The sequence below is a fragment of the Novosphingobium sp. PhB165 genome (assembly GCF_004341845.1).
In the GTDB taxonomy this organism is placed as follows: domain Bacteria; phylum Pseudomonadota; class Alphaproteobacteria; order Sphingomonadales; family Sphingomonadaceae; genus Novosphingobium.
The window spans coordinates 201,748-216,428 of sequence record NZ_SLVB01000004.1 but is presented as its reverse complement, the minus strand read 5'-3'; the positions used below and the strand labels follow the sequence as shown (position 1 = coordinate 216,428).

The 14,681-nt window shown below is 58.8% G+C and carries 12 protein-coding genes; 4 read left to right on the top strand and 8 right to left on the bottom strand.

Annotated features, from left to right (window positions below):
• Positions 1–194: 194 nt before the first annotated feature.
• Genes EDF56_RS12600 through EDF56_RS12580 form a run of 5 tightly spaced genes read right to left on the bottom strand, consistent with a single transcriptional unit; the run spans position 195 to position 4,731 of the window.
• Positions 195–1,103: an NAD(P)-dependent oxidoreductase gene (locus EDF56_RS12600; protein WP_165912179.1), complete on the bottom strand. Its 909-nt coding sequence runs from the start codon at positions 1,101–1,103 to the stop codon at positions 195–197.
• The gene (gene gmd / locus EDF56_RS12595) at positions 1,093–2,127 is read right to left on the bottom strand and encodes a GDP-mannose 4,6-dehydratase (protein WP_132387885.1); all 1,035 of its coding nucleotides are present in this window, start codon (positions 2,125–2,127) and stop codon (positions 1,093–1,095) included. Before gmd ends, EDF56_RS12600 begins: the two co-directional genes overlap by 11 nt.
• 41 nt (positions 2,128–2,168) lie before the next feature.
• A complete protein-coding gene (locus EDF56_RS12590; RefSeq protein WP_132387883.1) occupies positions 2,169–2,831 on the bottom strand; it encodes an ABC transporter ATP-binding protein in 663 nt (220 codons plus the stop codon).
• Positions 2,828–3,625: an ABC transporter permease gene (locus tag EDF56_RS12585; RefSeq protein ID WP_132387881.1), complete on the bottom strand. Its 798-nt coding sequence runs from the start codon at positions 3,623–3,625 to the stop codon at positions 2,828–2,830. Before EDF56_RS12585 ends, EDF56_RS12590 begins: the two co-directional genes overlap by 4 nt.
• Before the next feature lie 11 nt (positions 3,626–3,636).
• The gene (locus EDF56_RS12580; RefSeq protein ID WP_132387879.1) at positions 3,637–4,731 is read right to left on the bottom strand and encodes a hypothetical protein; all 1,095 of its coding nucleotides are present in this window, start codon (positions 4,729–4,731) and stop codon (positions 3,637–3,639) included.
• A gap of 315 nt (positions 4,732–5,046) precedes the next feature.
• Here EDF56_RS12580 and EDF56_RS12575 point away from each other — a divergent pair, with 315 nt between their 5' ends.
• Positions 5,047–6,255 (top strand): polysaccharide biosynthesis/export family protein, encoded by a 1,209-nt coding sequence (locus tag EDF56_RS12575; RefSeq protein ID WP_132387877.1) that lies wholly within the window; start codon positions 5,047–5,049, stop codon positions 6,253–6,255.
• 14 nt (positions 6,256–6,269) lie between these two features.
• Positions 6,270–7,538 (top strand): glycosyltransferase family 1 protein, encoded by a 1,269-nt coding sequence (locus EDF56_RS12570; RefSeq protein WP_132387875.1) that lies wholly within the window; start codon positions 6,270–6,272, stop codon positions 7,536–7,538.
• Here EDF56_RS12570 and EDF56_RS12565 read toward each other — a convergent pair.
• On the bottom strand, positions 7,535–9,037 hold the full coding sequence (locus tag EDF56_RS12565) for a phosphomannomutase (protein ID WP_132387873.1): 1,503 nt from the start codon (positions 9,035–9,037) through the stop codon (positions 7,535–7,537). The two genes, EDF56_RS12570 and EDF56_RS12565, sit on opposite strands and share 4 nt — an antisense overlap.
• A gap of 58 nt (positions 9,038–9,095) precedes the next feature.
• A complete protein-coding gene (locus EDF56_RS12560; protein ID WP_132387871.1) occupies positions 9,096–10,175 on the bottom strand; it encodes a mannose-1-phosphate guanylyltransferase/mannose-6-phosphate isomerase in 1,080 nt (359 codons plus the stop codon).
• A 370-nt stretch (positions 10,176–10,545) separates the two neighbouring features.
• On the opposite strand from EDF56_RS12560, the gene EDF56_RS12555 reads away from it, so the two are divergent.
• Positions 10,546–11,610 (top strand): hypothetical protein, encoded by a 1,065-nt coding sequence (locus EDF56_RS12555; protein ID WP_165912178.1) that lies wholly within the window; start codon positions 10,546–10,548, stop codon positions 11,608–11,610.
• A gap of 323 nt (positions 11,611–11,933) precedes the next feature.
• Entirely contained in the window at positions 11,934–13,007 is a 1,074-nt protein-coding gene (locus tag EDF56_RS12550) for a class I SAM-dependent methyltransferase (protein ID WP_132387867.1), read from the top strand.
• A 420-nt stretch (positions 13,008–13,427) separates the two neighbouring features.
• On the opposite strand, the gene EDF56_RS12545 is transcribed toward EDF56_RS12550, so the two are convergent.
• Positions 13,428–14,624, bottom strand: a complete 1,197-nt coding sequence (locus EDF56_RS12545; protein ID WP_243652601.1) for a capsular biosynthesis protein — start codon at positions 14,622–14,624, stop codon at positions 13,428–13,430.
• Between the last annotated feature and the right edge of the window lie 57 nt (positions 14,625–14,681).

Here is a 14,681-nt window from a genome sequence, read left to right as displayed (position 1 = left end):
GGCCGTCTCTGTGGATCGATGCGACTCGCCCGGCTCATCGGGGCTATCCTCATGGAGCAATCCGACGATTGGGTCGTCCAGCGCGCTCGCTACATGACGCTGGAAACTATGGAGCCAGTCAGCGACAATCCCATTATCTGAAACAGAGATTTGTGCCTCCCACACCGGTCGCCAAAGCGCCCCTGAACGCCCCGTCAGTGAGCCGAAGCACTCAGTGTTAGCTTTTGCAGACTTTCTTCAAGTCCGATCTGCGGCGCCCAATTGGTCAAGGTGCGCAACTTGCTTGCATCGCCCACGACTATCGAAGTGTCATCTGCCGAATTGCCTCGGTCGGCGAAGACAACTTCTCCAATCGGCTTGCCGAGGACGCGCGCGACAGTCCGCACGACATCGCCGATACTGGTCGCAACTCCACTCGATACGTTGAAGATTCTATCCTGCGTCGGAGAGATGCCCAGAATAGCAAAATATGCCTCAACAATATCCTCCACATCCAGAAAATCGCGCACGCTGTCGAGTCCGGCCATCAGGATCGAAGCCCCGTCCTCAGCGTCCTGAACACGCCGAACGATAGAGGGGATGACGAGGTCAGGGCGCATCCCTGTTCCGATATGGTTGAAAGGACGCGCAATCGCGGTTTCGATGATTCCTTCCGAGGCCGCACGAGAAACTATCGCCTCGCACAATTGCTTGGTCAGCCCGTAATGGCCGCGCGGATCAAGCGGTGCCTCCTCAGTCATCGGTTGGCTGCTGGCAGCGTAGATCAAGCAGGAACTGGCGAACAGGAGCCGTCCCGAACGTAGATGCCGGCACAGGTTCAACGTCATCTCAACCGAATCTAGCAGCGGATCGTAAGTCGAGAATTTCGACGGCACTGTTTCGCTTGCGAGATGCAGCACGTACGGAAAATCATCCGGCAGGTCCGCCACCGAGGTGCGGTTCAACAGATCGACGGTGCGCCACGCAACGTCCGCAGGCAGCCAGTCGGGCCGGGAACCGCGCCCGGTTGCGACTATGTCGAACCGTTCACGGCCCTGCGCGACCACATGCCGGCCGACGAAGCCTGACGCACCCGTAACGAGAAGACCTGGCTTACTGGCCAATCTGTGCCTCAAGTTCGTCGAAGTTGCGGTGATACTTCTCGCGCTTGGCAAGCTGAAGGTCGCTTTCGACCATCATCTTTGCAAGCGACGCGACATCATGCGTGGGACTCCAGCCGAGTGCGGCCTGCGTCTTGCTGTAGTCGCCCAGTAGGTAATCGACTTCGGCTGGACGGTAGAAGCGCTCGTCGATCTCGACGAAATCCTCCCAATCGAGTTCGAGAGGTTCGAACGTCAACGCTAAGAACTCGCGGATCGAGATCGCCTTGTTTGTGGCCACGACAAAGTCATCCGGACGGTCGTGCTGAAGCATCCGCCACATCGCCTCGACGTAGTCGCCAGCAAAGCCCCAATCACGCTTGGCGTCAAGGTTGCCCAAGAATAGCTTCTTCTGCAGCCCTAGCTTGATGCGCGCGGCTGCCAGCGTGATTTTGCGCGTCACGAAGGCTTCACCACGGCGCGGACTCTCATGGTTGAACAGGATGCCGTTGCTGGCGAACATGCCATAGCTCTCGCGGTAGTTCACCGTCTGGTAATGGGCATAGACCTTCGCGCAGGCATACGGGCTGCGCGGCTCGAAGCGCGTATCCTCGCTTTGCGGCGGCTTAGCCGAGCCAAACATCTCGCTCGACCCGGCCTGGTAGAAGCGGACCGTGCGGGGGGCATATTGGGTCGAGGCGCGGATCGCTTCGAGCAGCCTCAAAACACCGGTTCCGGTAGCGTCGCAGGTATATTCGGGCTGGTCAAAGCTGACGCGCACATGGCTCTGCGCGGCCAGGTTATAAATTTCGTCGGGCTGCGTGAGGTCGATCAGGCGGCGCAGCGAGTTGGCGTCCGACAAGTCGCCGTAATGCAGCGAGAAGCGGTCATCGTGTTCTTCGCCAAGCAGGTGGTCGATGCGCCAGGTGTTGACCGTGCTCGACCGGCGGATCATGCCGTGGACCTGATAGCCCTTTTCGAGAAGGAGCTCGGAAAGATAGCTGCCGTCCTGCCCGGTCACGCCGGTAATCAGGGCTGTCTTAGTCATCAATAAACTCCGTGTATCCTAGCGTATTCGGCCAATTCTATTTAATTGTGTAAATTCATATTTTGAGCATGCGCATAGTAAGCCTGATCAAAGTCTTCATAGAAGATTAATTTACCATCATTTATTACGGCAAATCTCTGGCAATGTTGCCGAACATAGTTAACATCATGTGAAATGATCAACATGGCGCGGTCATTACGCTTCTGGAACAACTCTGCTTCACACCGTTCATGGAAGCGCGCGTCTCCCACTGCGGTGATTTCATCGATCAGATAGCAATCGAATTCAATGATCATTGAAATGGCGAAGGCGAGGCGGGCCCTCATACCTTGTGAATAGGAGCGTACGGGCTCCCGAAGATAGATGCCCAGTTCGGTGAAATCGGCAACGAAATCGATATTCCGCTTATAATCCTGCCGATAGATGCGGCTTATAAAGCGAACGTTGTCGAGTCCCGTGAGAGTTCCCTGGAAAGCTCCACCGAAGGCAAGCGGCCAAGACACCGACATCTCCTGAGTAACAGTGCCAGAGGTTGGACGTTCGGCACCGCTGACGAGGCGGATCAGTGTCGACTTGCCCGCGCCGTTGCGACCGAGAATGCCCAGCTTCTCTCCACGCGCCAACGTGAAAGAGATGTCGTCTAGCACCAAGCGGTCACCTGATCGGGTCGGATAGACCTTGTTCACATGTTCGACAGTGATCATTCCGGCGTGATCTCACGGCTAATTACGGTGACTTGGGCCAGCGCCAAAAGGCTCAGCGCCATGCAGAACGCCACCATGTAGGGAAGGTCGTAGTGAACATGGACCTTGTCGCCGAAGTAACCTTCGCGGACCAACTCCACCCCATTCACCATCGGCACATAGAGAATGTATTGCTGCGCTGCTGCGGGCAGCGAGTCCACCATGAAGGCAGCGCCTGAAAGTGGAAAAGCAATGTAGGCCACCGGGTGCCATAACCGCTCGATGACCTCATGCTTTTCCCCAAGAGCGCCCAACAGCATCGCGAGGCTGGCGCCGAACCAGGCGAGCATCAGCCATCCCTTGGCCACTGTGAGAACGTCCACAGGTGGTTCGAGCCAGCCAATATAGATGTAGAACAGGCTCAGGACGACGAAGGAAATGGTGGCGCCCCCTGCTTCGAGCAGGAGCCGGGCAAGGAAGACATCGAGCACACGGACATTGCGATGGTACATCAAAGAAAGATTAGGCTCGACAGCGCCGATACAACGCGAAGGCATGTTGCGCCACAGGAGCACGCTCGAATAACCGGTCAGCGCAAATGCAACGATCGGAAGCGTCGAACCGTGAACCGCTTTTGTGACTGTCCACAGGATCGTCACACCGGTCGTGAAAAGCATCGGCTCCACGAACAGCCACAGAAATCCAATGTTATGCCTGCCGAAACGCGTCAGGATTTCGCGCATCAAGAGCGCCTGGATAACCCGCCCCTGGATTGCCGCACTCCGGAAAAGCACGTTAAACTGCGAAGATTCCATTGGACGATCGCCTAGTCCCGGTGTTCGAGCATGCCCGCGAGCAGCATGCTGATAATGCCCCATGCGGCAAGCCCGAGAATGAACGTCGAGAAAATTCCACGCAGTCTGCGAGGCTCGAGGGCTTCATCAGACAGGTTCGGTTGAACAATGCGCTCGACATAGGCTTGCTTTCGGCGTGCCTCGTTGCGGGCATCCTCCAGCGAAGCCATTGCGCTGGCCAACTGCTTGTCAGCGAACTGGTTCTCCAGCCAAAGGCGCTGGTACTGGGCTGCCCGCGAAGAGAGCGACTTGTTACCGCCGGCGACAACGCCGAGTTGCTCGTTGATTTCGGAGGCGAGACCGCTCACGCGCGTCTCGAGGACTTCGATCTGAGGGTTTTGAGGAGCAAAGGCCCGGAGTTCACGAAGCTGTGTGCGCGTGGCGATCAATTCGTCCTGAAGCTTGGAGACCATCTGGATCTGAACCGTGGCCTGTTTCTCGGGATCAATGACACCAGCCTCATTGCGGTAAGCGGAGAGCGCCAGCGCAGCGGTTTGCGATTTGTTCTTGGCATCGGCCACCTCTGCTTCGGCGAAACGGATCAGATCCTGCCGACCTCGCTCGTTCAGCTTGTTGACGGTGGCTTCAGCCATTTCAAGCAGTTGCTCGTTGAACCGCTGTGCATCCTTTGCGGTGTAGGCCCGCACGGTTAGCGTGACGATCGACGAGGTGGTGTCCTGCTGGACCTCCACTTTCTTTCCGTAATACTTGTAGAGATCTTCGAAGGTGCGGCTCATCCCTGCGGGAGCGAAGCGATCGAAGATCGAAACCGAGGGGGCGCTATAGGCGCGCACAAAAGCGCCATCGCGATTCAGCGCCTGGAGCGCATCGCGTGAAAGAACAAAGTCATGGGCCGCGTATATCTCGTCCCCGGCGTTCGCGAAGCCGGTACTTTTAAGAAGGACACCCAAGCCGGTTGTAGCCGGTTTGTCAGGACTGCGAACAATAAATCTCGATTCGGAAATATAAATATCCGAAGCAAAAATTCCAAAATATAATGCGGCCAACAAGGTCGGGATAATAACCGTGACCAGAAACAAGGGCCGAATTTTTTTTATGTCCATCATGAAATATTTCTTTGTTCCGCGGTCGCCGGCTAATTTTTCCTGACATTATGCTTACGTTCTGCACTATTTCTGCGTGAGTGCAGGCGCATTCATAAACCCTCAAGCAGTATCAGAATGCCGCCCCGGCCGTAAGCAAGCGCGTGCGCAAGCCACCTAGCCTCCAGAGTTGTTCTCGTCCAGTCTCGTCGGTTTTGTATTTTGCCGGGGGAAGTTGGCACATGCGCCTGGGGCCTCCTTGATCCGGACTTCTGCTTGCGGCATAGGTCCGACCCCGTTCGCCGGCTTACTGCAAGTTAGAAAAATTGGGCTGAAGTCATGAAAAAAGTTTACACTGTTTCGGCCCGCCTCATGGCATCGGCAGCTTGTGTAATTTCTCTTTCCGCCTGCGCGGTGGTGCCAGCTTCAGGGCCATCGACGCGCAGTGTCGACGGAGCTCCTGACCGGTCTGTCGCCGGCTCCGGCATCCAGGTAATTGACGTTACCGACGTGGTAGCCCATGATATTTTGGCGAGCAGCGAACAGGGTTCCTTCTCAGAGAGCCTAGGCGAAGGCAGGCCGATCGGGTCGGTGATCGGTAAGGGCGACGTACTCGATATCGCAATATGGGAGGCCCCGCCGGCCGCGCTGTTTGGCGTTGCCGGAGGCGGCGCGCAATTGGCCTCGCAATCATCCTCGCAAGCGTCCTCGTCCGGAACGATTGCCCATGGCACTTCATTGCCGGAACAAATGGTCGATAGTGACGGCCAGATCACCGTACCTTTTGTGGGGCGCGTTCAGGCCGATGGTCGCACTCCTCAGCAAATTGCCAAGGACATTACGGGGCGCCTTGTCGGCAAGGCTCACCAGCCGCAAGCGATCGTGCGCCTAATCCGGAATGCGACGGCGAACGTGACTGTTGTTGGGGATGTCGCCAACAGTGCCAGGATTCCCCTGACTGCTCGCGGCGAACGCATCCTCGACGTTTTGGCGTCTGTAGGCGGTGTGAAGCAACCGGTCGGCAAGATGACTGTCCAGATCACGAGGGATTCAAAAATAGCGTCATTGCCCTTGGAAACGGTGATCCGTGATCCTCGGCAGAACGTTCGGCTTCAACCCGACGATATCATGACTGTGATGTTCCAGCCCTTTAGTTTCACGGCGCTGGGTGCTGTTGGCAGAAACGAAGAGGTGCCCTTCGAGGCTACAGGGCTGACGCTGGCGCAGGCGATGGGCCGCGTCGCTGGGCTCCAGGATGCGCGCGCCGACGTAAAGGGTGTATTCATCTTCCGCTTAGAGGATCCGGCCGCGCTGTCGCCTGAAGTTCGTGCGACAGCGAAAGTCACACCGGACGGCAAGGTTCCGGTTATCTATCGCATCAACATGAAGGACCCTTCCACCTTCTTCATCGCCCAGAGCTTCCCGATTCGGAACAAGGACGTACTGTACGTTTCCAACGCTCCGTTGGCTGATTTCCAGAAGTTCCTGAATGCCGTCTTCTCCACGGTGTTGCCGGTGGCGACGACCGCGGCCATTCTCGCACAGTAAACATAGTGCACAAAATGCGCGCCATAACCTTACGTCCTTTTTTCGACCTGCTGCCATATCGCATCGATCAGGCGGTGACCGGGCGCGGGCTGCGCGCGTGGCGTGTCCAGCGGCGACGCGATGAACCGGTCCGGATCGCGCGAAACAATGCGCGAGCTTCGGAAGAACGTCGCAGGCTCTACGTGGACCTAGCAGTAATCAGCCAAAACGATGCCGGGACCGGCATCCAGCGGGTGGTGCGCGCCTTGGCGCTGGCGTTGATCGAGGAGGCGTCGGCCGAATGGGAAATCCGCTTCGTCGCTGCCAACCGGCGCCGCCCTTATCATGTCATATCGTGGCCGACGGCGGCAGCGACCACCAACATCGCCGCGATCAAGGCTCGGCCGGGCGACGTCTTCTTCGGATTGGATTTTTCGCTCGACACTGTCCGGATACACCGTCGCCAGCTCGCCGGATTCCAGCGCCAAGGCGGCCAATTGTGGTTTCTGATCTGCGACTTGCTGCCCGTGGAGCGACCAGAGTGGTTCTCCCCCAATAATGTCATCCGCTACAAGGCGTGGCTGGAGATCATCGCGGGGATGGCTGAAGGTTTTCTGTGCATCTCGCAGCAGACTGAGGACGATTTAAGGCGCGTTCTCGCTGATCGCTTCGGTCTCGAAGGCGGTTTCGGCACGAGAATTGTCCCGATGGGCCATGCGATTATGGATTCCGTATTACAAACGGCCCTGATCGCTCCTGAAGAACCTTGCGTACGGTTTGACACCGGCCAGCCATTTTCACTGATGGTAGGCACATTGGAGCCGCGCAAGGGGCACGCTGATATTCTCGCGGCCTTCAGCGAACTCTGGCGACAGGGATCAGAACATCGCCTCGTGCTGGTCGGCCGGATGGGCTGGCAGGTGGAGAGCCTGCGTGATTCTATCCGCAATCATCCTGAGCATGGCAGTAAGCTTCTTTGGTTCGATGACGTCGCAGATCATGAACTGGAGCAGATCTACCAAGCCTGCGAGGGAGTCATCATTGCCTCGCACGCAGAAGGTTTCGGCCTGCCGTTGATCGAGGCGCTAGGTCACAATAAGCCGGTTCTAGCGCGCGACTTACCTATCTTTCGAATCCACGAAGAACACGGAGTTCGCTACTTCCCTGCCGCTGCTGAAGCAAAGGAATTGGGGAACTGTATCCACGACTGGATCGGCGAGGCTCGGGCTGGCCGGGTCACGGTCACCCCGCCGACTGCAAACTGGCGCGGAGCCGCCGGGACAATCCTGGCGGCGCTGAATTAGCTGCCGCTACATCCCGGTTCGCGGGAGACAATGGCAAGAACCTTGGCATTCAGCGAAGCGGCGCGTTCGGGCGTCGCGCTTTCCGTATAGCAGCGCAGTTCAGGGGCGTTGCCGCTGGGGCGCAAGTGGACGACGTCGCCGTTCACGAAAGTGAGGCGCAGGCCGTCAGTGATGTCGAAGGCGCTTGCCGTTCCCGTCAGCCCACCGAACATTTCCGTCGCACGGTCGAGGACTTCAAGTTCCGATCCTTTCTGGAGCCGGGCCAACAGCGCCTGACTTTGTTCGGTCGGAAAGTCTTGTAGCCTTTCGCTGAAGGTGTACCGCGCGGGCAGTTCTCCCTGTAGCGAGGATAACGAGACACCCTGGCGATGCGCTGCGACAAGCACTGCCAGCATCGGCAGGACTGCATCGCGCGTCGGAAGCGCCGCCATCGTGCGCGCTTCGGCCTCAATCGGCGTGCCCAGGAGGAAGCCGCCATTGGCCTCGTAACCGCAGATGGTGATCGGGACTGATCCGGCGGCGAGCGTGTTCATCGCCTCGATCACATAGGGCGAGCCGATGCGGGTGCGGCGCACGTCCCGGAATGCGCCGGACTGTTCCACCGCCGAATTGCAACTTACCGGGGTAGCTACAGCTTCGATCCCCAGGGCTTGAGCGCACAGGATGCCCAGCACGTCGCCGCGCATCCATGCTCCGGTTTCGTCCGCCAATAGCGGACGGTCAGAATCCCCGTCGGTGGAGAGAATCGCATCGAGGCCAAAGTCTTGGGCCCAGGTCCGGGCCAGCGCCTGATCTTCGGGCCGAACAGCCTCGGTATCGACGGGAATGAAGGTTTCCGAGCGGCCGAGACGGATGACTTCTCCACCCAATTTACCGACGATCGCGGACAGGAGATCGCGGCCTACGGCGGAATGCTCGTAAATACCCAGTTTCAGTCCGCGTAGCGCCTCGGGCCCAAAGAATTGGGAATAGCGAGCCACATATGCGGTTTCGGCGTCAACAATCGGACCGCAGCCCTGTACCTCCCTGAGCATGCCAGCTTCATCGAAGATGTCAGGCAGAGCCACTTCCTGCGCACGCATGGCCAATTCGTCGGGTTTGAGCACTTCACCGTCGACGCGGTTGAACTTGATGCCGTTGCGGTCGTCTGGGATGTGGCTCCCGGTCACCATCAGCGACGGAATGCCGCGCTCGAAACCATAGGCGGCGACGGCAGGGGAAGGCACGAAGCCGCAGAATGCGACCTGCCCGCCCATGTGGCGCACCGCGGCAGCGCAGGCAGCCAGAATGCGCGGCGAGGATGGGCGCAAGTCGCCCGCAATTGCGACCGTTCTGCCAGGCGCGAATTGCCCGATGTTACCGAGATGCTGCAAGAAAGCGCAGGTATAGGCGAAGCACACAGCGTCGGTCATCGCGCTGACGAGGCCGCGTGCTCCGCTGGTTCCGAAGGCCACTCTGGAGCGCGTCATCAGGTCGGTGATCGAAACGGTTTGGGGCATGGATTCTCACAAATTCTGGTCGGTGCGCCGCGGAGTATAATCGCCGAGGCGACTCCTTTTATTCGGCGACTTGAAGCACCGGAGCCTTGAGGGCCTCTGTAACCTTTCGAACCTTTTGGGATTCGCCGCGGCGCAGAATCATGACCTCGCCTTGCGATACGACGACGATCAGATCGTCGACATCGACAAGCGTGACGCGAGGGCCGTCCGTGTGGACGAGGCAGTTGTTCGCACCGAGCGCCAACGCCTGCCCGCGAACCGCATTGCCGTCGGCATCCTTGTCACTGACGGCATGGAGGGAATCCCAGCTGCCGACGTCCGACCATCCCATATCCACCGGCACGCACGCGACCCGATCTTCGCGCTCCATGATGGCGTAGTCGACCGATTCGGACGGACACTCGGCAAAGGCCCGAGGCTCGGGAGAGACATGCTTGCCGTTTCGCGTGGCTCCCGCCAGCGAGGCACTCACGGCGTTCAGCATATCGGGCTGATGTCTGGCGAGCGCCGCCAGATAAGCGTCGGCCCGGAACAGGAATATACCGGCGTTCCAGGCGTGGTTGCTCTCCGCGAGCATTTCGGCGGCGCGGACAGCATCTGGCTTCTCGACGAAGCGAGCAACTTCATGCACCAGATCGCCGCAAGTCGCGCCCATCTTGATATAACCATATCCGGTCTCGGGGCTATCCGGCGTGATGCCGAATGTGACGAGCCAGCCTTCAGCCACCAGCGGCAGCGCACGGGTGATTGCCCCGTGGAAACCGGCGAGGTCGGCGATGATATGATCGCTCGGCATCACGAGCAGCGCATCGTCGGGATCCGCCTCGAGCGCGGCCAAGGCGATGGCGGGTGCCGTGTTACGGCCAAATGGCTCCAGCAACACGAGATAGTCGTCGATGCCGGAGGCGCCGAGTTGCTCGTCAATAATGTGCGCATGCGCGGAATTGGCGACCAGGATCGGCCGCTTAACCGCAGCGGCGGTGTAACCACTGGTGCGCCCTACGGTGAGCTGCAGCATGGTTTCCTTAGCCGTCAGCGGCAGAAGCTGCTTCGGACGTTCAGGCCTCGATACGGGCCAAAGGCGAGTGCCGGATCCGCCGGACAGAACGACAGGAACGATCGTCGTGGTGCTATTCATCATAACTCGCGATTGAAGGGGGCCAACCGTCTTAACTAAACCTGTTCGCTCGTGCAAAACTTTACAATGCCATGTCCCTATAGAGGCGCAACTGCTGACGGGTACTCACAAACTTCCGCCCGGCGTGATCTCGTTGGGGGGCGATCGCAACGCTGGGTGATCCGATTTCAGCTATGGTTCGCCATGTCGCCGGTGTTCTCCTGAAGTGATATTGGCTGCATCGATACCTCCGCAAGCCCCAAGTGCACTCATTCGTTGCGTTACGAGCTGGCTCGTGCAGTCTTAAAGTGGTCGGACAGTCTAGGAGAGGAATGTGCCCAAATCGCTGTGGCTAGTTGCGGCTTTTTTCCTTGGTACCGCAACTTCATGCTTGGCCGCCACCGTTTCTCCGGACGATTTGTGGAGCGGTCGCGCCCGGTTCGTGCAAGTCGGTGATGTGCATTGGCCTGAAGAACGTGAGGGTACCGTGCTCGACAATTCGAGCTGGTTCTTCGTCGCAAATGGTATTTGGTATGCGTTCAGTCGTCAGTACCTTACCCCGATTCCACAATGTCCTGCCGATCACACCCGGGTCGTTATTCGCTCGAGCCGGGACAAGGGCAAGTCCTGGTCGGGGCCAGTGCCTATTATCGAGCCCGGCTCCAATGGCGACGGGTGCGCAGTTCTGGACGGCAGTACTTATTACGACGAAGCGAACGAGACGTGGCACATTCTCGCGCAGTGCCTCGCGACACGGAACGAAGGCGGATGGTCGCTTTGTCACTATAGCCGTCGCGCACCGTCTCCCGCAGGCCCGTTCGTTGCCGACAACCACAACCCAGTGGTCCGTAATGGTGAGCTTTGGTCGCGCATTTGTGAGGGTCGGGGAAAGGCTTGCGACCCTGCAAACACGGTCGACGAAGGAACACCGGATATCGTTCAGAAAGCCGGGGGGCGTTATCTGATTACTTTGCACGGATACAATTACAAATTGAAACGTTCCTATCGAGGCGTGGTGGCGACACCTGATTTCCTGCGGTGGGCCGTCGATGGACCGGGTCTTCCTGGCGATGCGATTCTTGGCCCAGCCGATTGCGGACAGTGGGTTCCCGATTGCACCGGCGTTGGTGCCGCCACATCCTTGATCGGTGAAAGGCACACGTTCCTCGTAATCGAAGCCATGAACCGCGGGCTTGTTTGCACAACCAATCAGGATTGGATATTTCAGATCGTCCGGGCACCAAATGGCCAGTGGCCTCGCTCTGGATCGCGTGGCTGGAGTGCGCCAAACTCGCAGCCCCTCATCACGCGAAGCCATCCCGATCCGAACACCCCATGCGCACTTACGTACGCTCGCTGGATTGCGGACGGGAGCGATATCTACCTCATCTATGAAGATTGGGAGCCAGGCCGTACCGTGTTACATCGGCGCCTCCTGAAGCTGGTGGCCTCCTGACCCTGCTTGGCGAAACTGGGCATCGCGGATTTCCGACTTGCCTACGCGATGAAAGAAAAAGCGAGCGCCAAACGCACAGGTAATCATGACAGACGTCCGCAGCTGTAAGCGCCGAAGATGTCTCTAACACCGTAGTCTGCTCAATCGGGCTCCATAGATTAAGGCAAAGCGGGCCTGTGCCACCTATCTGCGAAGCGGAGACCCACATCGCCTGACTGGTGGCGTTGCCACCGCCTAATTCTATATTTGCCCCCCTGATTTCTGGTTACAAAACATTTCGCACCGCTTATCGGATTGAGCACTGCAACATAGGAAAAGGTGATATGGCGGTTTCACGAGAAGCAGCGATTTGGGGAATGCGCTTTCTCTTAGGTATTGATCCACAAAGCGATGATGAAATTGAGTTTCATCGGAACGGTTACAATCGAACCGAAGATCTTAGAGATACATTTTTAAGAACACCTCAAGCAATCGCGTTGTTTGAAAGCGCAAATTCGCGTGAGCTGGGCACCCGCTGGCGCCGCGACCATTACACCCTACCGCCATTTCTTTTGTCTCGCCCTCAATTTCCTGAAGTTCGTTGGCAGTTTGAGGAACCGTCCTTGGATAAGCCAGTTTGCCAGCTCTGCACCGCCGAACAGATGAACACGGAGGCATATCGTTCTCTCTGTGCCCGTTTAAATCTGGATGCATCGGTAATGCATCGTAAAATATGGGAATTCGCGTACATTTTGGCTGTGTTGGAAAGCAAGGAAATGCTGCAGCCAGGGCGGCGCGGTATAGGCTTCGGAACCGGTCTGGAACCGCTGCCTTCGGTTTTCGCCAAGGCTGGTGTCGAGATTTTGGCGACCGATGCGCCGGCCGACCTGGATTTTAGTGACCGTTGGGATAAAGGCGCCCAGTGGGGGGAAAGTCTCGAATCAATTTGGCATCCGGAGATCGTCGATCGCGAAACATTCTTCACGAAGGTGAGCTTTATGCACGCCGACATGAACAACATTCCGGGCGATTTGACTGGATATGATTTTTGCTGGTCAGCATGTGCCTTCGAACATCTGGGATCGATACGCAAGGGACTGGACTACCTCCATAACAGCTTGAAAACACTCAAGCCCGGAGGAGTGTCGGTTCAAACGACTGAATTCAACCTGCAATCGAACGAGGACACCCTCGAAGCCCCTGAGACCTGTCTATTCCGGAAACAGGACTTCGAATTGGTAATCCACGAACTCGTATCCGCTGGACACAAGGTGGAACCGCTGAATCTGTGGCCGGGCACTACCGCTGTGGACGAACACATTGATCTCCCGCCGTTCTCCGCTCCCCATCTGAAGCTGGAATTGGCTGGCTATAGCACGACCTCCATTGGGCTCATCATAACCAAAGGCGGTGAATGAGAACGTTCATCGAGAGAACGTTTTGGTCGAGAATTTGGCCCTCGGCTTAACTTCGCAGGGGCTCTGCTGCCGTCGACCCTGACCGGACTGACGGGAGCAGGCGCTCTTCAGCGTGACAAACTTTCTCTCGATGCCTTCCATGGCGGGGCGTCCCCCTCAGGCCGAAATGAAATGTAGGACCTGAGAACCCCTCGGATTGCACCGTGCCATGGTGGGACCCGGGGGCCGCGCTCCGCCAGTCGTGAGCGAGGGCATACGCCGACACATCAAAGGCGCGGCGACAGGATACGGGACTGCTGCCGCCTCGCCCGGGCCAACGTACCACGGAACGCGTTACGGCAGCGACATAGCGCGAGCGATCCGGCCGGGTCGTGAACAGAGACAGAGCGCAGTCTCACCATCAGGTCTGAGGCTGGCACATCATTCTGGCGGCAATGCCTTGCCTTCGAACCGGGCGATGGCATGGCGTACGACTTTGGCAATCGCCTCTTCCGAGAAGAAGCCGCCGGGGATCAGGCAGCGCTCCACCAGCACGCGGCGGAAGGCTGCGAAAGTCTCAGCATCGGGAGCCACCGGGTCCTGCCAGAAGGCATCGAGGCCGTTCTGGTAGGTGATATCCGGAATGTCGTAGACCGCGTGGCCAAGCGCTACCACCGGCACCCCCATGGCGAGGCCCAGCGTGCCGCTGGTGCTGTTCACCGTGATCATGCCGCGCGCCCGCCGCGCGACGGGAACGATATCCCCCCAAGGCAAGTAGTCGACCCGGTCGGCAACGCCGAACCGCGCGGCCATGTCGGCGGTTTCCTGCTGCCAGTCGCGTACGCCGTTATCGAGCGGGTGCTCCTTGACCACCAGGCGCATGTCCGCCGGCGCGTGGCTGGCGAATGATTTCACGATCTTCTGGAGCGCCGGGCCGATCCCCGAGAAAGGCGAGTGCAGCCGGATCTGCGCATCGGAATCGAGTTGCAGCGGGAACAGGAAGTACGGCGCGCCCGATGCTTCAAGTTCGGCCATCAGCTGCGCACTCAGCTGTTCGCGCTCCTTGCGGCGGCGGAGCTTGCGATACCATCCGACGCCTTCAACGACCGGGTGCCAGGGGCGATGGTTGTTCCAGTGCGGATAGTGCCAGCGCGTGAACACATCGGCGACATTGTAGAGCAGCCCCTCGGTCGCGCGGCGGCGGAACGAGGCCGGGACTTGCGCGTGCGGCGGAACCGGGGGCAGGGCAGCTGCCGTCTCGCGGTACCAGACTGGATCGCGCGGCAGCGATGAATGGCCGTTGACGCCGCCCAGCTCCAGCGTGACCCAGTCCGGCCGGATATAGCCTTCCTCGAACACGTGCACGGGTATGCCGAGCTGGCGGCAGATCTCGATGGCGGGCCGGTGATGGTCGCGGCAGTCGCCGAACAGCGTCACGTCGGTGATGCCACGCTCGCGGACCAGCTCGGCGAAGGCCTGCGGCCAGTCCTCCAGCGATCCGCGATAGTCGATACCGTTGGCAAGGCGCCAGAACAGGCGGTCGCCGCCGTTGAAGTTGACCTTGTGGACGGTGTGCCCGGCTTCCATCAGCCCTTGTCCCAGACGGCGGAACAGCGGCCCCATCAGGCCCTGCAGCATCAGGACGGTGCGCTTTCCGGTTTCGTCGGGACGATGTGCCTCGGCGCCGGAAGAGGC

Bases quoted from the DNA above. Each gene is read 5' to 3' on its own strand.
- gmd (WP_132387885.1), bottom strand. From the start codon at position 2,127: ATGACTAAGACAGCCCTGATTACCGGCGTGACCGGGCAGGACGGCAGC.
- EDF56_RS12590 (WP_132387883.1), bottom strand. From the start codon at position 2,831: ATGATCACTGTCGAACATGTGAACAAGGTCTATCCGACCCGATCAGGT.
- EDF56_RS12585 (WP_132387881.1), bottom strand. From the start codon at position 3,625: ATGGAATCTTCGCAGTTTAACGTGCTTTTCCGGAGTGCGGCAATCCAG.
- EDF56_RS12580 (WP_132387879.1), bottom strand. From the start codon at position 4,731: ATGATGGACATAAAAAAAATTCGGCCCTTGTTTCTGGTCACGGTTATT.
- EDF56_RS12575 (WP_132387877.1), top strand. From the start codon at position 5,047: ATGAAAAAAGTTTACACTGTTTCGGCCCGCCTCATGGCATCGGCAGCT.
- EDF56_RS12570 (WP_132387875.1), top strand. From the start codon at position 6,270: ATGCGCGCCATAACCTTACGTCCTTTTTTCGACCTGCTGCCATATCGC.
- EDF56_RS12565 (WP_132387873.1), bottom strand. From the start codon at position 9,037: ATGCCCCAAACCGTTTCGATCACCGACCTGATGACGCGCTCCAGAGTG.
- EDF56_RS12560 (WP_132387871.1), bottom strand. From the start codon at position 10,175: ATGAATAGCACCACGACGATCGTTCCTGTCGTTCTGTCCGGCGGATCC.
- EDF56_RS12550 (WP_132387867.1), top strand. From the start codon at position 11,934: ATGGCGGTTTCACGAGAAGCAGCGATTTGGGGAATGCGCTTTCTCTTA.
- EDF56_RS12545 (WP_243652601.1), bottom strand. From the start codon at position 14,624: ATGCTGCAGGGCCTGATGGGGCCGCTGTTCCGCCGTCTGGGACAAGGG.